General features: G+C 70.9%; 1 protein-coding gene (running past both ends of the window). It reads right to left on the reverse strand.

The whole window is internal to a non-ribosomal peptide synthase/polyketide synthase gene (locus ACVTJA_RS15385; RefSeq protein ID WP_465837124.1) on the reverse strand: the coding sequence, 43557 nt in all, runs 12745 nt past the left edge and 8139 nt past the right edge, and what appears here is coding positions 8140–30812, spanning codon 2714 (complete) through codon 10271 (partial); the first complete codon in reading order (the gene reads right to left) occupies nucleotides 22671–22673. The start codon and the stop codon both lie outside this window.

A 22673-nucleotide genomic window follows, 5' to 3' on the forward strand; every position in this document is an offset into this window, starting at 1 on the left:
AACACCTGGAACGCGGCGAGCAGCGCCATGAAGGGCGTGGCGCCCTCCCGCTGGCAGAGCGCGTTGAGCTTCTCCGACGCGGACCGCGACAACGCCACGGGCACGTGCGCGCCACGGAAGGTCTGCACGGATGGGCGGGACCTGTCGGTGGGCAGCTCCAGCGTGGCGAGGCCGGCGAGCTGCTTGCGCCACCAGCCGAGCTGCTCCTCCAACACCTGGCCCTGGAGCCAGTCGCGTTGCCAGACCGCGTAGTCCGCGTACTGGATGGCCAGGGGGCGCAGCGGAGAAGGCCTGCCCTGGACGAAGGACTCGTAGAGGGCACTCACCTCGCGCACCAGCACGCCCAGGGACCAACCGTCCGAGACGATGTGGTGCATGTTGAGCGCGAGCACGTGGTCCGTCGGCCCCAGCTTCAGCAGCAGGGTGCGCATCAACGGGCCGGTGGAGAGGTTGAAGGGCGTCAGCAGCTCTTCACGCAGGCGGCGCTCCAGCTCGGCTCTGGCGGCCGTGGGCTCCAGGGTGCTGAGGTCCGTCACCTCCAGTGACAGCTCGCCCTGGGGCGCGATGACCTGAAGGGGTTGGCCTTCCTGCTGGGTGAAGGTGGTGCGCAGGGCTTCATGCCGGCGGACCAGCTCCTCGAAGCTGAACCGCAGGGCCTCCACGTCGAGCGGCCCCTCCATGCGCACGAAGATGGGGATGCTGTAGGAGGCGCTGCCGGGCTGGAGCTGGTCGATGAACCACAGGCGCTGCTGGGCGAAGGAGAGCGGCAGCGGCCCGGTGCGAGGCACGGGGACGATGGCGGGAGCGCGAGTCCCGGACGCGGACTCGACGTGCTCGGCGAGGGTTGCGACGCTGGACGCCTCGAAGAGGACACGCAGCGGCAGCTCCACCTCGAACGTGGAGCGGATGCGGGAGATGAGCTGCGTGGCCAGCAGCGAGTGGCCACCCAGCTCGAAGAAGTTGTCGTGCACGCCGACTCGCTGCACCCGGAGCACTTCGGCCCAGAGTGCTGCGAGCCGCTCCTCGGTGAGCGTGCGAGGCGCGACGAAGGACTCCTGCGTGGAGCGCTGCGCCGAGTCGGGTACGGGCAGGGCCTTGCGGTCCACCTTGGCGTTGCCCGTGAGGGGAATGGCGTCCAGGCGCACGAGCGCGGAGGGCACCATGTACTCGGGCAACCGCTGCTTGAGGGACTCACGCAGGGCGGCCATGTCGAGCGACTCGGGAGCGGCGACATAGCCGACGAGGCGCTTGTCGCCGGGGACGTCCTCGCGCACCAGGGCCACGGCCTCGCGCACGTCGGGGAAGGTGCGGAGGGCGGCCTCGACCTCGGCCAGCTCGATGCGGAAGCCGCGCAGCTTCACCTGCGAGTCGGCACGGCCGACGAAGTCCAGCGCACCGTCCGTGCGCCAGCGGACGAGGTCGCCGGTGCGGTAGAGGCGTGCACCGGGCTCGCCGCCGAAGGAGTCGGGGACGAAGCGCTCGGCGGTGAGGGCGGGCTGGCCGACGTAGCCGCGGGCCACGCCGTCTCCGCCGATGAACAGCTCTCCGGTAACGCCCACGGGCACCGGCTGGCCGTGCGTGTCGAGGACGTACAGCCGCGTGCCTGGCGTGGGGCGGCCGATGGGAACGGTGCTGCCCACCTGCTCGCCGCGTGTCACGGGGAAGCAGGAGGCGAACACCGTCGTCTCGGTGGGGCCGTAGAAGACGGTGACGGGGATGCCCAACGCATCCACGGCGCGGCGCACGTGGTCCGGGGAGACGACGTCGCCGCCCGTCATGGCGTGCTTCACCGTGCGCAGCCCCGGAGGCGGGTTGTCCACCAACTGGGTGAAGAGGCCGATGGTGGCCCACAGCGTGGTGACGCCCGTGGACTGGATGACGTGGCCCAACTCCTCCAGGGAGGCCGCGTGCGGAGGCATGACGACCAGACGCGCCCCGTGGAGCAGCGCGCCCCAGATTTCGAAGGTGGAGGCGTCGAAGTGGATGGGCGCGAACTGGAGGAGGACTTCGTCGGACCCGAAGCGGGCGTAGTCGACGCCGATGAGGGTGCGCAGGACGCCCCGGTGCGTGGTGCCCACGCCCTTGGGCCTGCCGGTGGAACCGGAGGTGAAGTCCACGTAGGCCAGCGAATCGGGCAGGGCGATTGGAGTCAGCGCATGCGTCGGCTCGGAGGCGACGGGCGTCTCCTCCAGCACGACGGTGGAGATTCCGTCCGCCGGCAGACGCGGAAGCAGCGCACGCGTGGTGATGAGGACCCGAGGCTGCGTGTCCTCCACCATGCCGGTCAGTCGCGCGCGTGGGTAGGACGGGTCCAGGGGGACGTAGGCGCCACCCGCCTTGAGGATGGCCACCAGCGAGACGATGAGCTCCAGCGAGCGCTCGAGGGCGATGGCGACGCGGGAGTCGCTTCCCACGCCGAGCCGGCGCAGGTGGTGCGCGAGCTGGTTGGAGCGCTCATCGAGCTGCCGGTAGGTGAGCTTCTGCTCGCCGAACTCGACGGCGACCTTGTCCGCATGACGGGCCACCGCCTGTGCGAAGACCTCGGGCAGCGTGGCCTCGCGCGGGTAGTTCGGAGGCGAGGCGCTCCAGTCCCGCAGCACCTGCTGGCGCTCCAGCTGCGTGAGCATGGGCAGCGACGCGAGGGGTGCGTCGGCGTGGGTGACGAACGCTTCCGCGAGCACGCGGAAGTGCTCCGCCATCCGCTGAGCCGTCGTGCTCTCGAACAGGTCGGTGTTGTAGCCGAGCGAGCCCTGGTAGCCGTCCGGCGTCTCGAACAGGTTGAGCTGGAGCTCGAACTTGATGGTGGGGTTGTCCACCTCTTCCAGCGGGCGCAGTGCCACGGTCGCCTTCTGGGCCTGCCCCTCGGGCATGGGGGTGTTCTGCAGGGCGAAGGACGCCTGGAACAGCGGGCCGCGGCTCATGTCGCGAGCGGGCTGCAGCTCTTCCACCAGTCGCTCGAAGGGCACGTCCTGGTGCGCGTAGGCACCCAGGGCCGATTCCTTCACCTGGCGCAGCACGTGTCGGAAGGAGCCGCGCGCATCCAGTTGAGTCCGCATCACCAGCGTGTTGACGAAGAAGCCGATGAGGCCTTCGAGCTCGCCCCGGTTGCGCCCGGCGATGGGCGAGCCGACGGAGATGTCCTGCTGCCCGGAGTAGCGGGAGAGGAGGACCTGGAAGGCGGCGAGCAGCGCCATGAAGGGCGTGGCGCCCTCCTGCTGGCACAGGGCATTGAGCCGCTGGGAGAGCTCCCGTGGCAGGGCGACAGGGACCTTTCCGCCGTTGAACGTCTGCACGGGCGGACGCGGCTTGTCGGTGGGCAGCTCGAGGGTGGCGGCGCCGGAGAGGTGCTGCTTCCAGAAGGCGAGCTGCTCATCGAGCACCGCGCCCTGCAACCACTGACGCTGCCAGACGGCGTAGTCGGCGTACTGGATCGACAGCGGTGCAAGGGACGAGGGCCGGCCTTCCGAGAAGGCCGAGTAGAGGGCGCCGACTTCACGCACGAGAACGCCCATGGACCAACCGTCGGAGACGATGTGGTGCATGTTCAGGGCGAGCACATGGTCCGTCGCTCCCAGCTTCAACAGGCGGGCACGGATGAGCGGGCCGGTGGAGAGGTTGAAGGGCGTCAGCAGCTCTTCACGCAGGTGTCGCTCCAGCTCGGCGCGGGCGGAGGAGGGCTCCAGAGCGCTGAGGTCCGTCACCTCCAGAGGTAGTTCGCCCTGGGGCGCGATGAGCTGAAGGGGCTGGCCTTCGTGCTGGGTGAAGGTGGTGCGCAGGGCCTCATGCCGACGGACCAGTTCCTCGAAACCGAGCCGCAGGGCCTCCACGTCGAGCGGCCCCTCCATGCGCACGAAGGAGGGCATGTTGTAGGAGGCGCTGCCGGGCTGGAGCTGGTCGATGAACCACAGGCGCTGCTGAGCGAAGGAGAGCGGCAGCGGCCCGGTGCGAGGCACGGGGCGGATGGCGGGCGCGCGAGTTCTGGACGCGGACTCGATGCGCGTGGCCAGGGCGGCGACGGTGGGGGCCTCGAAGAGGACACGCAGCGGCAATTCCACGCCGAGCTTGGAGCGGATGCGGGAGATGACCTGCGTGGCCAGCAGCGAGTGGCCGCCCAGTTCGAAGAAGCTGTCGGTGACGCTGACCTGGGGCACGCGGAGGATGGCGCAGAACAGCTCCGCGAGCTTCTCCTCCAGCGGATTGCGAGGAGCGGTGAAGGGCGCGTTGCCACGCAGGCTCTCCGCGTCGGGCGCGGGGAGCAGGTTGCGCGCCAGCTTTCCGCTGGGCGTCAGTGGCAGGGCCTCCAGCATGACGAAGGCGGAGGGCACCATGTACTCGGGTAGTCGCTGCTGGAGGAATCCGCGCAGGCCCTCCGAGTCCACTTCGCCCGCGGGGACGACGTAGGCCACCAGCCGCTTGTCGCCCGCGCCGACTTCGCGCACCACGGCGGCCGCGTCGCGCACGTTGGGAGCGGCGCGCAGGACGGACTCCACCTCGCCCAGCTCCACGCGGTAGCCGCGCAGCTTCACCTGGCCATCGAGGCGGCCGAGGAAGTCCAGTGTGCCGTCGGGCTTCCACCTCGCCGCGTCGCCGGTGCGGTACAGGCGTGCGCCGGGCTCGCTGCTGAACGGGTTGGGCACGAAGGCCTTCGCCGTCATGTCGGGGCGGTCCAGGTAGCCGTGCGCCAGGTGGGTGCCGCCGATGAAGAGCTCACCGGGCACGCCGACGGGACAGGGCTGGCCGTGCGCGTCGAGCACGTAGAGCTGCGTGTGCTCCAGCGACCCACCGATGCTCGGCAGATTCGGCCACGTGGACGGAGCCCCTTCCAGCCGGTACGCGGAGACGACGTGCGTCTCCGACGGGCCGTACTGGTTCTCCAGCACGCACCCGGACAGCTTCTCGAAGAAGCTCACCAGCGCGGGCGTCACCTGGAGCTGCTCACCCGCGGTCACCACCTCGACGAGCGCGCGAGGCAGCGTGGCGCCGTGAGACACGGCATCCGCCATGGCCTGGAGCGCGACGAAGGGAAGGAACAGTCGTTCCACCGCGTGCTGATTCATGAAGTCCAGCAGCGCGGGGATGTCCTGGCGCAGGCCGCCGGTGGGCAGCAGCAGGGTGCCGCCGGCCCACCAGGTGGAGAACAGCTCCTGGAAGGACACGTCGAAGCTGAGTGAGGCGAACTGCAACGTGACGCCCGCCGGACGCACGGAGCGCGCGTGTTGCCACGCCAGCAGGTAGCTGAGCGCCCGGTGGGGCATGAAGACGCCCTTGGGCCGGCCGGTGCTGCCCGACGTGTAGATGAAGTAGCAGTTGGACTCCGGCGACACGTCGCGGTCCGGCGCATGCGTGGGCTGGCGCGAGAGCACCTCCGCCTCGGTGTCCATGCACACGCGGGACGCGCTCGTGTTGGCGGGCACCGCGGAGAGCAGGTGCGACTGGGTGAGGACGACTCGTGCCTTCGAGTCCTCCAACATGAAGGCGAGCCGGTCCGCGGGGTAGGTCGGGTCCAGCGGCAGGTACGCGGCGCCGGCCTTGAGCGCGGCGAGCACGGCGACGGCCATGTCCAGGCTCTTGTCCAGGCACAGGCCCACCGTGCCGCCGGCGGGCACGCCCAGCTCCACCAGGTGGTGCGCCACCTGGTTGGCACGAGCCTCCAGCTCCGCGTAGGTGAGCGAGCGCGAGCCGTCGCTGACGGCCACGGCATTCGGCGCACGACGGGCCTGGGCCTCGAACGGGCGGTGCACCAGCACGGGCGTGTGAGGCACGTGCGAGGTGTCGTTGAAGTCCACCAGGAGCTGGCGGCGCTCGTCCTCGCCGAGGAGCTTCAGGCGGGAGATGGGCTGGCCTGCGTCGGCCATGGCCGACTCCAGCAGCCGCACCATGTGGCCGCGCATCCGCTGTGCCGTCGCCTCGTCGAAGAGGTCGGCGTTGAACTCGAGCGCTCCGGTGATGTCGTCTCCGATGTCCGCGAGCAGCAGCGACAGGTCGAACTTGGACGTGCCGCTGTCCACGTCGAGCGCTCGTACGACGGTGCCGCTGGCATTGGCTTCTTGTGCCCGCTCGAGCGGGGTGTTCTGAAGCGCGAGCATCACCTGGAACAGCGGTGAGCGGCTGAGGTCGCGCTCCAGCTTCAGCGCGTCCACCAGCTTCTCGAAGGGGACGTCCTGATGGGCGTACGCGCCGAGGGTCGTCTCCTTCACCTGGGCGAGCAGCTCGCGCAGGCTCATCCCCGGAGTCAGCTGCCCGCGCAGGGCGAGGGTGTTGACGAAGAAGCCGACGATGCCCTCCAGCTCGGTGTGCTGGCGGTTGGCGATGGGCGAGCCCACCACGATGTCGTCCTGTCCCGAGTAGCGCGACAGGAGGACCTGGAAGACGGACAGGAGGCCCATGAAGGGCGTGACGCCCTCGCGCTCGCACCACTGCTTGAAGGTGGCGGTGAGGGTCTGCCCCAGGCGCACAGGGATGATGCCGCCGCGGTCCGTCTGCACGGGCGGGCGGGGCCTGTCGGTGGGCAACTCCAGCGCATGCGGCACGCCGTGGAGCTGGTTGCGCCACCAGCCCACCTGCCGTTCCAGGGTCTCGTCACGGAGCCAGCCGCGCTGCCAGGCCGCGTAGTCCGCGTACTGGAGCGGCAGCGGAGGCAGCGGAGACGGCAGCCCGCGTGCGAAGGCGGCATAGAGCGTCGCCACCTCGCGCAGGAGGATGCCGCTGGACCAGCCGTCCGAGACGATGTGATGGATGGTGGCGAGCAGCAGGTGGCGCTCGTCCGACAGCCGCACCAGCGTGGCGCGCAGCAGCGGTGCCTGCGTCAGGTCGAAGGGCTTCTGGGCCTCCGCGAGCGCCTCGCGCCGGGCTGCCTCTTCGCGCTGGGACTCAGGCAGGTCGCCCAGGTCCACGAAGGACAGCGTCAGCTCCGCGTCCGGATGGACGCTCTGGAAGGGCTCGCCTTCCTCCACGGAATGGAAGCTGGTGCGGATCACCTCGTGGCGGCGGACGATCTCCTGCAACGTCCGGGTGAGGGCCTCGCGGTTCAGCGTGCCCTCGATGCTCGTGGCGAAGGGGATGTTGTAGAAGGCGCTGCCGGGCTGGAGCTGGTCGAGGAACCAGATGCGCTGCTGTGAGAAGGAGAGTGGCAGCGGGCCGGTGCGCGGCACGGACACCAACGGCGGTAGCTGCTCGCCCGTGTGTGACCGCTGCGCGGACTCCACGCGCAAGGCGAGTGTGGCGAGGGTGGGCGCTTCGAAGAGGGCGCGCACGGGCAGCCCGACCGCGAAGGTCCTGCGGATGCGGGAGATGACCTGGGTCGCCAGCAGCGAGTGGCCACCGAGGGCGAAGAAGTCGTCGGTGACGCCGACCTTCTCCAGGCGGAGCACCTCGGCCCAGATGGCGGCGAGCTGCTTCTCGGTGGGCGTACGCGGGGCCACGAAGGTGGCGCTCGCATCCGCGTTCATCACGGGGGCGGGGAGGGCCTTGCGGTCCACCTTGCCATTGGGCGTCAGCGGCAGGGCCTCCAGCGGCACGAAGGCGGAGGGCACCATGTGCTCGGGCAGGCGCTCACGCAGCCACGTGCGCAGGCCCGTCACGTCCACGGCCGGGACGACGTAGGCCACCAGGCGCTTGTCGCCGGGGATGTCCTCGCGGGCGAGCACCACCGCGTCGCGCACCTCGGGGTGCTCGCGCAGCACGGTGGCGATTTCACCCGGCTCCACGCGGAAGCCACGCACCTTCACCTGGAAGTCGGCGCGGCCGATGAACTCCACGCGGCCGTCCTCGCGCCAGCGCACCCGGTCTCCGCTGCGGTACATGCGCGCGCCCGGCACAGGCGAATAGAGGTCGGGCAGGTAGCGCTCCGCCGTCAGCTCTGGACGGCGCAGGTAGCCGCGCGTCACCTGGGCACCGCCGATGTAGAGCTCGCCGGGCACGCCCACGGGCACGGGCTGGAGGGCGGCGTCGAGCACGTACAGACGGGACTGGTCCAACGGCCTGCCCAGTGGCACCGCCACCGGAGCGGAGCCCTGGGCCGGAGTCTCCACTGGGCCCGCGAGCACGCCCACCGTCGTCTCGGTGGGGCCGTAGTGGTTGAAGACCTCGCAGTCGGGAGCCAGCGCGCGCACCTGCTCCATGAGGGCCCAGGTGGAGGACTCACCACCCAGCACGAGCTTCTTGCGAGGCAGCACGTGCCGGGGCTCTGCGGCGGTGAGCAGCGCGGACAGGTGCGAGGGGACGAGCTTCACGCAGTCCACCGCGTGACGCTGGAAGTACTCGGCCACGCCCTCCGGACTGCTGGCGCGCTCCTGGGTGAGGACGTGCAGCAGGCCGCCGGTGCACAGGGCGGGGAAGAGGACGGTGTTGCCGAGGTCGGCGACGAAGGTGGAGACGAGGGCGAAGCTGGTGCAGTCGGCGAGGCCCAGCCGCTCGGTGGCGGCGCGCACGTAGTGGACGAGCTGCCCGTGGGCCACGGCCACGCCCTTGGGCCGGCCGGTGCTGCCCGAGGTGAACAGGACGTACGCGAGGTTGTCCGCGGACACCTCGCACGGAGGCGCATCCCTGCGCTCGGCTGAGAGTTGGGGCGCGTTTGTGTCCAGCAACACCTGTTGGACGGAAGTGCCCGAGAAGGCGTCCGCGTGGCGCGACTGAGTCACCACCACCGGGGCGGAGACTTCCTCCACCAGCGTGCGCAGGCGCAGGGCGGGCTGCGCCGGGTCCAGCGGGACGTAGGCGCCGCCGGCCTTCCAGACACCGAGCAGAGCCACCACGGTGTCCACCGAGCGCTCCAGGCACAGGGCGACGCACGTGTCGGGGCCCACGCCCAGCGAGCGCAGGTGCCACGCCAGTTGGTTGGCGCGGGTGTCCAGCTCGGCATAGGTGAGCACCTGCTCCTCGCAGGCCACCGCGGGATTGGACGGGTGGCGCGCGGCCTGTGCCTCGATGAGCGCGTGCAGCGGGCCTTCGGCGACGAAGGGCACCGGTGAGGCATTGAAGGACTCCAGCACCTGGTGGCGCTCGGAGTCGCGCAGCAGGGGCAGCTCGCCGACGCGTGCCTCGGGAGAGGACACCGCGGCGTCCAGCAGGGTGGCGAGGTGCTCCGCCATCCGCGAGATGGTGGAGCGCTCGAAGAGGTCCGTGCGGTAGCTCAGCGTTCCGGTCAGTCCCTCCGGCGTCTGTGCCAGCGAGAGCGTGAGGTCGAACTTCACGGCCTGGAGCTCGATGTCCACCGGCTCCATCCGCAGGGGCGCGGCGCCTCCGGCCACTTTGAGGGAGGCCGTGGGCGTGTTCTGCAGGACGAGCATCACCTGGAACAGGGGCGTGTGGCTGACGCTGCGCTGGGGTTGCAGCTCCTCGACGAGCTTCTCGAAGGGGACGTCCTGGTGCTCGTAGGCGCCGAGGGTGGTGGCGCGCACCTTCGCGAGCAGCTCGCGGAAGGTGGCGTGCGGGTCCACCTGGGTGCGCAGCACGAGCGTGTTGATGAAGAAGCCGATGAGGCCTTCCGTCTCCGCACGCGTACGGCCGGCGATAGGCGAGCCGACGGAGATGTCGTCCTGGCCGGAGTAGCGCGACAGCAGCACCTGCCACACGGCGAGCAAGGCCATGAAGGGCGTGATGCCCTCGCGCTGGCACAGCGTCTCCAGGCGCTTGACCACCTGCGCGGGCACGTGGACCGGCAGGTGGACACCGCGAATGGACTGCACGGCTGGCCGGGGCTTGTCGGTGGGCAGCTCCAGCACGGGCGCCGCGCCGGAGAGCTGCTCACGCCAGTACCCGAGCTGCTTCTCCAGCGCGTCACCCCGCAGCCAGTCGCGCTGCCAGGCGGCGTAGTCGGCGTACTGGATGGGCAGGGACGGCAGCTTCGGCTCGCGGCCGGATGCGAAGGCGCCGTAGGCCGCGGCCATCTCGCTCACCAGCACGTTCATGGACCAGCCGTCGGAAACGATGTGGTGCATCGTCGCCGCGAGCACGTGCTCCTCGGCGTCCAGCCGGAGCAGCAGGGCGCGCAACAGCGGCCCCCGCGCCAGGTCGAACGGGCGCTGGGTCTCCTCGAGCGCCAGCCTTTCCACTCGGGCCTCGCGCTCGTCCGGCGGCAGGGTGCTCAAGTCCACCACCGTCAGCGGGAAGGCGGACGGCGGGAGGATGCGCTGCGTGGGTGCGTCCTCGTGCGTGGCGAAGAGCGTACGCAGCGATTCGTGTCGCTCCACGAGCGCGGTGAAGGCCTTCTCCAGCGCGGCGACATCCAAGGCCCCACGGAGGCGGATGACGGTGGGCAGGTTGTAGGCCGTGTTGCCGGGCTCGATCTGGTCGAGAATCCACAGCCGCTGCTGCGCGAAGGACAGCGGCAGCGCGCCCTCGCGCGGCACGGGGACCAGGGATGGAATCGCCGGGTTCTGCTCGAGGCGTGCGGACGCGATGCGCCGGGCGAGCAGGGCCACGGTGGGCGCCTCGAAGAAGGCCCGCAGCGGCAGCTCCACGCCGAACGCGGAGCGCACGCGCGAGGCCAGTTGCGTGACGAGCAGCGAGTGGCCGCCCAGCTCGAAGAAGCTGTCGTGGATGCCCACGCGCTCCTGCCGCAGCAGCCCGGCGAAGAGGCCGGCCAGCACCTCCTCCGTCGGGTCTCTCGGGGCCGCGGTGGCGCTCTCGTGCGCCTGGGCCGCCGGTGCGGGCAGGGCCTTGCGGTCCACCTTGCCGTTGGGGGTCAGCGGCAGCGCCTCCAGCGGAACGAAGGCGGTGGGCACCATGTACTCGGGCAGGCGCTCGTGCAGAGCGGTCCGCAGGCCCGCGACATCCATCGTGGCGGGGACGACGTAGGCCACGAGGCGCTTCTGGCCCGGCACATCCTCGCGAACCATCACCACCGCGTCGCGGACGCCGGCGTGCGCGCGCACCGCGGCCTCGACCTCACCGGTTTCAATACGGAAGCCGCGGACCTTCACCTGCGAGTCCTGGCGGCCCAGGTACTCCAGCGAGCCGTCGCGCAGCCAGCGCACCTGGTCGCCAGTGCGGTACAGGCGAGCGCCGGGATTCGACGCGAACGCATCGGGCACGAAGCGCTCGGCGGTGAGGTCGGGCCGGCCCAGGTAACCGTGGGCGAGCTGCGCGCCGCCAATGAACAACTCTCCCGGCACTCCCGGCGGCACGGGCCGCAGGTTCGCGTCCAGCACGTAGAGCCGGGTGTTGGCCACCGGCCGTCCGATGGGCACGGTGGCGCCACGCTCCTTGTCCGTGGCCAGCGCCGACGTGGCGTCGATGGTCGTTTCGGTGGGGCCGTACAGGTTGACCAGCCGCGTCTCCGGCAGCAGCGCCCGCAGGCGCGGGGCCAGCTCGGAGGCCAGGGCCTCACCGCCGCAGAACAGGCAGCGCAGGTGCGTGGCGTCGCGCAGGCCCTCCTCCTCCAGCATGAAGCGGAGCATGGAGGGGACCACCTGGAGGATGGTGATGCGCTGGCGCACCAGGCACGCCACCAGTGCGGCCGGGTCGCGGTGGGCCTCGGGCGGGGCGAGCACCAGCGATGCGCCCACCATGAGCGACGCCCAGCACTCCCAGACGGAGGCGTCGAAGCTCAGCGGCGTCTTCTGCAGCACGCGGTCCGCCGCGGTGACGCCGAAGGCGGAGAGGAACCACGCCATGTGGTTCGCCAGGGCGCGGTGCGGGATGACCACGCCCTTGGGCTGGCCCGTGCTGCCCGACGTGTAGATGACGTAGGCGGCGTGGTTCGGCGTGACAGTGACGGCCGGCGCGTCCGTGCTCTCGCGCGAGAGGGTGTCATCACCGGTGTCGAGGCACACCGCGTCCGTGCCCTCGGGCAGCAGGCCCAGGAGGGCGTGCTGGGTGAGCAGCACACGGGCGCCGCTGTCCCGGAGCATGAAGGCCAGGCGCTCGCGCGGGTAGTCCGGCGCCAGTGGCACATAGGCGGCGCCGGCCTTGAGGATGCCGAGCAGGCCCACCACCATGTCCGGCGCGCGCTGCACGCAGAGGGCGACCCTGTCACCGGCGCGCACGCCCCGCCGCAGCAGGTTCCGTGCGAGCTGGTTGGCCCGCGCGTCCAGCTCCCGATAGGTGAGCCGCGCGTCGTCCGACTCCACGGCCACCGCATCCGGCGTGCGCCGAGCCTGCGCCTCGATGCGCTGGTGGATGCAGGCTTCCCCTTCGAAGTCCGTGGCGGTGGCGTTCCACTCCACCAGGACCTGGTGCCGCTCCGCCTCCGTCAGCAGGGAGAGGGAGCCCAGCGGCGCCTCGGGCCGCGCGGCCAGGGCTTCCACCAGCACCTGGAAGTGGCTCGCGATGCGCAGCGCGGTGGCGTGCTCGAAGAGGTCGGTGTTGTAGCTCAGTACGCCCTGATAGCCGTCCGGCGTCTCCGACAGGTTGAGCTGGAGCTCGAACTTGGTGGTGGGGTTCTCCACCTCCACCATGCTCAACGACAGGTCCTGCTTCCGCACCGTGGGCATGGGCGCGTTCTGCAGGGCGAAGAGGACCTGGAAGAGCGGACTGCGGCTCATGTCGCGCGAGGGCTGGAGCTCCTCCACCAGCCGCTCGAAGGGCACGTCCTGGTGCGCGAAGGCGCCCAGCGCGGACTCCTTCACCTGCCTCAGAAGGTGGATGAAGGACGCGCTGTCCTCCACGTGGGCACGCAGCACGAGCGTGTTGACGAAGAAGCCGATGAGGCCTTCCGTCTCCGCGCGGGTGCGGCCTGCGATGGGCGAGCCGACGGCGATGTCCTGCTGCCCGGAGTAGCGGGAGAGCAGCACCTGGAACGCGCCGAGGAGCGCCATGAAGGGCGTGGCGCCCTCTCGCTGGCAGAGCGCCTGGATGGCCGCGGACGTCGTACGGGAGAGAGCCACCGGCAGGTGCGCGCCGTGGAAGGTCTGCACGGGCGGGCGGGGCTTGTCGGTGGGCAGCTCCAGCGTGGAGACGCCGCCGAGGTGCTGCTTCCAGTAGCCGAGCTGTGCGTCGAGCACCGCGCCCTGTAGCCACCCGCGCTGCCACACGGCGTAGTCCGCGTACTGGATGGGCAGGGCAGGCAGGGGCGAGGGCTGGCCCTGAGAGAAGGCTTCGTAGAGGGCGGCGACTTCACGCACCAGCACGCCCATGGACCAACCGTCCGAGACGATGTGGTGCATGTTGAGGGCGAGCACGTGCTGGGTGGTGCTCAGCTTCAGGAGCTGTGCGCGCACGAGCGGGCCGGTGGTGAGGCTGAAGGGACGGAGGGACTCCTCCCGCAGGCGACGCTCCAGCTCGGTGCGTGCGGCACCGGGCTCCAGGCCGCTGAGGTCCACGAGCTCCAGTGGCAGCTCACCGTGAGGCGAGATGCGCTGGCGGGGCTGCCCTTCCTGCTCGGTGAACACGGTGCGCAGGGGCTCGTGACGGCTCGCCAGCTCGGCGAGGGCACGGCGCAGGGCGTCCGTGTCGAGCGTCCCTTCCATGCGCACGAAGGTGGGCATGCTGTAGGCCGCGCCGCCCGGCTCGAGCTGGTCGATGAACCACAGGCGCTGCTGGGCGAAGGAGAGCGGCAGATGTTCCGTGCGCGGCACGGGAGCGAGCGGTGGCGCGGAGTCCTGGCTGGAGACGCCCGGAGCATGGATGCGCTCGGCCAGGGCGGCGACGGTGGCCGCCTCGAAGAGGGCGCGCAGGGGCAGCTCCACGCTGAAGGTGGCACGGATGCGGGAGACGAGCTGCGTGGCCAGCAGCGAGTGGCCGCCCAGCTCGAAGAAGTTGCTGGTGACGCTGACCTTCTGGAGGTGCAGGACACTCGCGAACAGCTCCGCGAGCTTCTCCTCGGTGGGCGTGCGCGGGGCGACGAGCTCCTCGTTGGAGGCCACCGCGTCCGGAGCGGGCAGGGCCTTGCGGTCCACCTTGGCGTTGGCGGTGAGGGGCAGGGTGTCCAGGCGCACGAGGGCGGAGGGCACCATGTACTCGGGCAGGCGCTGCTTGAGCGAGGTACGGAGTGCCCCGATGTCGAGCGACACAGGAGCGGCGACGTAGCCGACGAGACGCTTGTCCCCGGGGACATCCTCACGCACGAGGGCCACGGCCTGGGCCACGGCGGGGAAGGCGAGCAGGGCCGCTTCGACTTCGGCCAATTCGATGCGGAAGCCGCGCACCTTCACCTGCGCGTCCGCGCGGCCGAGGAACTCCAGCACGCCGTCGTTGCGCCAGCGGGCGAGGTCTCCGGTGCGGTAGAGGCGAGCGCCGGGAACACCCGAGAAGGCGTTGGGGACGAAGCGCTCGGCGGTGAGGGCCGGCTGGCCGACGTAGCCACGGGCCACGCCATCGCCACCGATGAACAGCTCACCCACAACGCCGACGGGCACCGGCTGTCCGGAAGCATCGAGCAGGTACACCTGCGTGTTGCCCATGGGCTTGCCGATGGGCACGGCGGTGCCGACGTGCTCCACCGAAGCCATGCGGTGGGTGGAGGCGAAGAGCGTCGTCTCGGTGGGGCCGTAGCAGGCCGTGACGGGGATGCGCAGCTCTTCAATCACGCGGCGCACGTGCGGCGCGCTCACGACATCGCCACCGGTGAGGAGTTGCTTCACGCCGCGGAGGGCGGGGAAGTTGTGGTCCACCACCTGCGTGAAGAGACCAGCGGTGAGGTGAAGCGTCGTCACGCCGTGTTTCACCAGCGCGGACTCCAGCGCCTTCAAGTCGGAGGGCGAGGAGGGCGGGAACACCACCAGCCGCGCGCCATGGAGCAACGGGCCCCACAGCTCCAGGGTGGAGGCGTCGAAGGAAACGGGTGCGATGAGGAGGAACGTCTCGTCCGGGCCGAGGTGCGCGTAGTCGTTGCCGAAGAGGGTGCGCAGGACGGCGGCTTGCGGAGTGCCGACACCCTTGGGCCTGCCCGTGGAGCCGGAGGTGAAGTCGATGTACGCGAGGCTCTGCGGCAGCGCGGTGATGGGAGGCGCGGACGTGGGCTGCGCCTCCAGGGACACCTCGCCCAGCACGACGGTGGACAGGCCTTCGGCGGGCAGCTTCGCGAGCAGCTCGCGTGAGGTGATGAGCACGCTCGGCTGCGCGTCCTCAATCATCGCGGCGAGGCGCTCACGGGGGTAGCTCGGGTCGAGCGGCACGTAGGCGCCACCAGCCTTGAGGATGGCGAGGAGGGAGACAATCAGCTCCAGCGAGCGTTCCAGCGAGATGGCCACGCGCGAGTCGGTGGACACGCCGAGGCCGCGCAGGTGCCAGGCAAGCTGGTTGGCGCGCTCATCGAGCTGACGGTAGGTGAGCTTCGAGTCGCCGAACTCCACGGCGATCTTGTCGCTGTAGCGGGCCACCACCTGTGCAAAGACTTCGGGCAGGGTGGAGCCGCGCGGGTACTCGGCAGTGGTGGCATTCCACTCCACCAGCACCTGCCGCCGCTCCGCCTCGGAAAGCATGGAGACGGAGCTCAGCGACGCCTCGGGACGAGCAACCAGCGCCTCCACGAGCGCGCGGAAGTGCTCCGCCATGCGCGCGGCGGTGGCCGCGTCGAAGAGGTCCGCGTTGTATTCGAGCGGTCCCGCGTAGCCCTCGGGCGTGCGGAACAGGTTCAGCTCCAGCTCGAACTTGACCGGCTTGTCCTCCACCGGCATCGCGCTCAAGGACAGGCCCGGCAGCCGCAACGTCGGCATGGGCGCGTTCTGGAGCGCGAACATCACCTGCACCAGCGGCGGACGGCTCAGGTTGCGCTCCACCCGCAGCGCTTCCACCACGCGCTCGAAGGGCACGGACTGGTGCGCGAAGGCGCCGAGCGTCGTGTCACGCACCTGCGCCAGCAGCGAGCGGTAGCTGTCCGAGGGAGACAGGCGCGCCCGCAGCGGCAGCGTGTTGACGAAGAAGCCGACGAGCGACTCCAGCTCGCTCCGCTCTCGTCCGGCCACCACGGAGCCGACGACGACCTCCGGCTGGCCCGAGTAGCGGCCCATCAGGAGCTGGAACGCGCCGAGCAGCGCCATGAACGGCGTCACACCCTCGCGGCGGCAGAACGCCTCCAGCGCCTGGGCCACCTGCGCCGGCAGTTGCACCAGCGTCGAGGAGCCCCGCGACGTCTGCACCGCCGGGCGAGGCCGGTCCGTGGGCAGCTCCAGCGTCCGGGGCGCGTCGGCGAGCTGCTTACGCCACCAGCCGAGCTGGCCCTCCAACACCTCGTCTCGCAGCCAGCCGCGCTGCCACGCCGCGAAGTCCGCGTATTGCAGCGGCAGCTCCGGCAGCGGCGAGGGCTGGCCCCCGGAGAAGGCCAGGTAGAGCGCGGCCAGCTCGCGCACCATGACGCCCAGCGACCAGCCGTCCGACACGATGTGGTGCACGTTGAAGACGAGCACGTGCTCGCGCTCGGAGAGCTTCAGCAACGTCACCCGCAGCAGCGGGCCACGGGACAGGTTGAAGGGGCGCAGCGCCTCTTCACGCACGCGCCGCCGCGCCTCCTCCCGCCGTTGCTCCTCGGGCACCGAGGTCAGCTCCACCACGGACACCGGAACGGGCGCGGACGGGTGGATGACCTGCACGGGGCCACTCGTGCCCTCACGGAAGGTGGTGCGCAGCGCCTCCTGCCGGCGCACCAGCTCCGTCAGGCTGCGCTCCAGGGCGCCCAGGTCCACGGTGCCTTCCAGCACCAGCGCGGCCGGCAGGTTGTAGAGCGGGCTGTCCGGGTCGAGCTGGTCCAGGAACCACAGGCGCTGCTGCGCCATCGACGCCGGCAGGTCGTCCGTGCGCGGCACGGGGACCAGCGGTGGCACCTGTGCGCCCTGGCCGGCCTGCACCGCCCGGTCCACCCGCACCGCCAGCTCCGCGAGCGTGGCGGCGTCGAACAAATCCCGCAGCGGCAATTCCACGCCGAACGCGGCGCGCATGCGGCTGATGGCCTGCGTGGCCAGCAGCGAGTGGCCGCCCAGCTCGAAGAAGTTGTCGGACAGGCCCACCGGCTCCACGCCGAGCACGGCGCTCCAGATTCCGGCCAGCAGCGTCTCCGTCTCCGTGCGCGGGGCGACGAAGTCCGGACGTCCGCCGGCAGCGGCGAGGTCCGGCGCGGGCAGGGCCCTCCTGTCCACCTTGCCGTTGGACGTCAGCGGCATGGCGTCCAGCACCACCACCGCCGAGGGCACCATGTACTCGGGCAGGGTCTCCTTCAGGGCGGCGCGTAGCGCGGCGCTGTCCGTCTGGACGCCCTCGCGCGCGACGACGTAGCCCACGAGGCGCTTGCCACCGGGCCCGTCCTCGCGAGCCATCACCACGGCCTCGCGCACCGCGGGCAGCTTCGCCAGCGCGGACTCCACCTCGCCCAGCTCGATGCGGAAGCCACGCACCTTCACCTGCGCGTCCGCGCGGCCGAGGTACTCCAGCGTCCCGTCCTCGCGCCAGCGCACCAGGTCGCCGGTGCGGTACATGCGGGCGCCGGGCACTCCCGAGAAGGCGTCCGGTCCGAAGCGCTCCGCGGTGAGGCCGGGGCGGCCCGCGTAGCCGCGCGCCACGCCCACGCCGCCCACGTACAGCTCGCCCTTGACGCCCATGGGCACCGGCTCGCCGCGCGCGTCGAGGACGTACGTGCGCACGTTGCCCAGGGGGCGTCCGATGGAGGGCACGCTCGCGTCCGGCTCGCAGATGCCCAGCGTGGCCACCACCGTCGTCTCCGTGGGGCCGTAGCTGTTGTGGAACGTCCGGCCCGGCGCCCAGCGCGCCACCACCTCGGTGGAGACGGCCTCGCCGCCGGAGATGACGGTGCGCAGGGCGGGGTAGTCCTCGGCGGGCGTGGCCGCCAGCGTGGCCGGGGTGACGCTGATGACGGTGAGGGCCTCGTCGCGCATCAGCTTCTGCAGCGGCGCGCCCGGCATCAGCTTCTCCATGGGCGAGAGCACGAGCGCGCCGCCGGAGCACAGCGTGGTGAAGATCTCCTCCACCGACAGGTCGAAGGAGAGGCTGGCGAACTGAAGCACGCGGCTGCCCGGCCCGATTCCGTAGGCTCCCGCCTCCTGCGTCACGAGGTTGGTGACGCCGCGGTGCTCCACCGCGGTGCCCTTGGGAGTGCCGGTGCTGCCGGAGGTGTAGAGCAGGTAGGCCAGGTGGTCCGGCGTCACGCCTGTCACCGGTGCCTCGGTGCTCTCGCGCGAGAGCGCATCCTTCTCGGAGTCGAGGCAGAGCGCGCGCGAGTGGAGCGACGCCGGGAAGCGCTCCAGCAGCGGAGCCTGCGTCACCAGCATCGCGGCGCCGCTGTCCTCCAACATGAAGGCCAGGCGCTCACGGGGCAGCAGCGGATCCACGGGCACCCAGGCGCCACCGGCCTTGAGGATGCCGAGCAGGCCCACGACGATGTCCAGGGAGCGCTCCACGCTGAGGGCCACGCGGACCTCGGGCCCGACACCCCGGCGGACCAGGGCGTGCGCGAGTTGGTTGGCCTTCGCATCGAGCTGCGCGTAGGTGAGGTGTTGTCCCTCGAAGGATGCGGCCAGTGCGTCGGGCGCGCGGCGCACCTGGGCCTCGAAGAGCGAGTGGAGGCAGACGTCCGGGAAGGGCGCCGGGTTGGCGCTCCAGTCCCCGAGGATGCGCTGGCGCTCCTCGCTGGAGAGCATGGACAGGTCGGACACGGGGCGGGACGTGTCGCCGACCATGGCCTCCACGAGCGTGTGCAGGTGCCTCGCGATTCGCTCGACGGTGGACGTGTCGTACAGCTCGGTGGAGTACTCCAGCTCACCGAGGAAGCCGTCCTTCGTGCGGGTGAGCGACAGCGACAGGTCGAACTTGGCGATGCGACTCTCGGGCGCGACGAGCCGCACGCTCAGGCCGGGGAGCTCCAGCTCGGATGCCGGCTGGTTCTGGAGGACCAGCATCACCCGGAACATCGGCGCCTGGTGCAGGTCCCGCATCGGCTGGAGCTGCTCGAAGGGGACATGCTGGTGCGCGTAGGCGCCGAGCGCCGTCTCGCGCACGCGCCCCAGCAGCTCGCGCACGGTGGGCTCCCCGTCCAGACGGGTCCGCATGACCAGGGTGTTGAGGAAGAAGCCGACGAGCCCCTCCAGCTCGGCGCGGTTGCGGCCGGCCACGGGCGAGCCGACGGAGATGTCGTCCTGGCCGGAGTAGCGCGACAGCAGCACCTGGAAGGCGGCGAGGAAGAACATGAAGGGGGTGATGCCCTCACGAGTGCAGAGGGCCTCCACGGCCTCGGCCAGCTCGCGGGAGAGCTTCATGTTCAGCAGCGCGCCCGAAGGAACCGGGTGGCGGGAGCGCGGCCTGTCGGTGGGTAGCTCCAGGTCCTGCGGCGCGCCGTCGAGCTGGCGGCGCCACCAGCCGAGTTGCTTCTCCAGCTCCGCGTCGTCCAGCCACCTGCGCTGCCACGCCGCGTAGTCCGCGTACTGGAGCAGCAGCTCGGGCAGCGGCGACGGCTGGCCCGAGGCGAACGCCGCATAGAGCGCGGCCAGCTCCCGCACCAGCACGCTCATGGACCAGCCGTCCGAGACGATGTGGTGGATGTTGAGCTGGAGCGCATGCTCGCGCGCGTCCAGGCGCAACAGCTGGACCCGGACCATGGGACCGGTGGCCAGGTCGAACGGGCTCATCGCCTCCTGGGTGAAGCGGCGGCGGGCCTCCTCCTTCCGCTGCTCGGGCGGGAGGCTGCCCAGGTCGATGATGGGCAGCTCCAATGGCACGGGCTCGGAGACGCGCTGGACGGGGCCCTCGGCGTCCGCGTGGAACGTGGTGCGCAGGGCCTCGTGCCGGCGGATGAGCGTGGAGAGGCTCTCGCGCAGGGCGGCGAGGTCCAGCTCACCGGTCAGCTCCAGCACGACGGGGATGTTGTAGGCCGGGCTGCCGGGCTCGAGCTGGTCGAGGAACCACACACGCTGCTGGGAGAACGAGAGCGGCAGCTTCTCCGCGCGCGGCACGCGCTCGATGGGAGGCAGCACGCCCGTCTGTCCCGTCTGCACTGCCGCGTCGACGCGCTCGGCGAGGGCGGAGACGGTGGGCGCCTGGAACAGCTCGCGCAGGGCGATGTCCACGTTGAAGGCCGCGCGGATGCGGGAGACGACCCGCGTGGCGAGCAGCGAGTGGCCACCCAGCTCGAAGAAGTGGTCCGTGGCACCGACGCGCGCAACGCCGAGCACCTGGGCGAAGATGCTCGCGAGCAGCTCCTCGGTGGGGCCGCGCGGAGCGACGTAGGCGCCGGGCGCCGACATCCGTGCCGCGTCGGGAGCCGGGAGCGCCTTGCGGTCCACCTTCCCGTTGGCGGTGAGGGGGATGGCGTCCAGGCGCACCAGCGCGGAGGGCACCATGTACTCGGGCAGCCGCCGCTTGATGGAGTCGCGCAGGGCGACCAGGTCGAGCGACTCGGGCGCGGCGACGTAGGCCACCAGCCGCTTGTCGCCGGGGACGTCCTCGCGGGCGATGGCCACGGCCGCTTGCACCTCGGGATGGGCCCGCAGCGCGGCCTCGATTTCGGCCAGCTCGATTCGGAAGCCACGCACCTTCACCTGCGTGTCGGCGCGGCCGACGAAGTCCAGCATGCCGTCGTGGCGCCAACGGACGAGGTCGCCCGAACGGTACAGGCGCGCACCGGGGACGCCGGAGAAGGCATCGGGGATGAAGCGCTCGGCGGTGAGCGCGGGCTGGCCGACGTAGCCGCGGGCCACACCGTCGCCACCGAGGAACAGCTCACCCACGACGCCCACAGGCACGGGTTGTCCCGAGGCGTCCAGCACGTACGCCTGCGTGTTGCCGATGGGGCGGCCAATGGGCAGGGGGGCCGTGGCCTGCGCCACGTCCGTCATCCGGACGCTGGTGGCGAAGACGGTGGTCTCCGTCGGGCCGTAGAAGTGGCCGACGGGAAGGCGCAGCGTTTCGAGGACGCGGCGCACGCTGGCGGGTGGCATGACATCGCCGCCGGTGTTCACCTGCCTCACCGGGCGCAGGACCTCCAGGTGCGACTCCACCACCTGAATGAAGAGGCCCGTGGTCAGCCACAGCGTCGTCACTCCGGCGTCGCGCACCAGCCGGGCCAGCTCTTCCAGCGAGGGGGCCTGGGGCGGCATCACCACGAGGCGGGCGCCGTGCAGCAGCGCGGCCCAGATTTCGAAGGTGGAGGCGTCGAAGGCGATGGGGGCCAGTTGGAGGTAGGTCTCGTCCGGGCCAAAGGGCGTGTAGTCGTTGCCGAAGAGGGTGCGCAGGACGGCGGCCTGAGGAGTGCCGACGCCCTTGGGCCTGCCGGTGGAGCCCGAGGTGAAGTCGATGTACGCGAGGCTGTCTGGCAGAGCCATGGACGGCGGCGCCGACGTGGGCTGCGCCTCCAGGGACACCTCGCCCAGCACCACGGTGGACAGGCCTTCGGCGGGCAGCTTCGCGAGCAGCTCGCGCGAGGTGACGAGCACGCGCGGCTGCGCGTCCTCCACCATGGCGGTGAGGCGCTCACGCGGATAGCTCGGGTCGAGCGGGACGTAGGCGCCGCCAGCCTTGAGGATGGCGACGAGGGAGACAATCAGCTCCAGCGAGCGTTCCAGCGAGATGGCCACGCGCGAGTCGGTGGACACACCGAGGTCGCGCAGATGCCACGCGAGCTGATTGGCGCGCTCATCGAGCTGACGGTAGGTGAGCTTCGAGTCGCCGAACTCCACGGCGACCTTGTCCGGGAAACGCGCCACGACCTGGGCGAAGACCTCGGGCAGGGTGGAGGTACGCGGGTACTCGGCGGCGGTGGCGTTCCACTCCACCAGCACCTGACGCCGCTCCTCCGCCGACAGCAGGGAGAACGAGTCGAGCGCCGCCTCGGGCCGCGAGACGAGTGTTTCCACCAGCGACTGGAAGTGCCCGGCCATGGCCCTGGCCGTCGCGGCCTCGAACAGGTCGGTGTTGTAGCCCAGCGCGCCCTGATAGCCGTCCGCGGACTTCGCGAGGCTGAGCTCCACCTCGAACTTGATGGTGGGGTTCTCCACCACGAGCGGCTTCATCTTCAGGCCCGGCGCCTGGAGCGACGGCATGGGCGCGTTCTGGAGCGCGAAGATTGCCTGGAACAGCGGCGAGCGGCTCGGGTCGCGGGTGGGCTGGAGCTCTTCCACCAGCCGCTCGAAGGGGACGTCCTGATGGGCGTAGGCGCCCAGGGCCGCCTCCTTCACCTGCCGCAGCAACTGGAGGAACGACGACCGCCCGTCCACCCGGGCGCGAAGCACCAGGGTGTTGACGAAGAAGCCGATGAGGCCCTCCAGCTCCCCGCGCTGGCGCCCCGCGATGGGCGAGCCGACGGAGATGTCCTGCTGCCCTGAGTAACGGGACAGCAGCATCTGGAAGGACGCCATCAGCAGCATGAAGGGCGTGAACCCCTCGCGCAGGCAGAGCGCCTCGAGCTGCTCGGACGTGGCTCGCGACAGCACGACGGGCAGGTACGCACCGTGGAACGTCTGCACGGGCGGCCGGGGCTTGTCCGTGGGCAGCTCCAGGGTGGAGATGCCCGCGAGGTGCTGCCTCCAGTAGCCGAGCTGCTCCTCCAGCACGTCGCCCTGGAGCCACTGACGCTGCCAGACGGCGTAGTCGGCGTACTGGATGGGCAGCGGCGGCAGAGGCGACGGCTGGCCCTGGGAGAAGGCTTCGTAGAGGGCCGCGACTTCACGCACCAGCACGCCCATGGACCAGCCGTCCGAGACGATGTGGTGCATGTTGAGCACGAGCACATGCTCGGTGGTGCTCAGCTTCAGCAGCCGCGCGCGCAGCAGTGGGCCCGTGGTGAGGGTGAACGG

The organism is Pyxidicoccus sp. M6 (assembly GCF_055568925.1).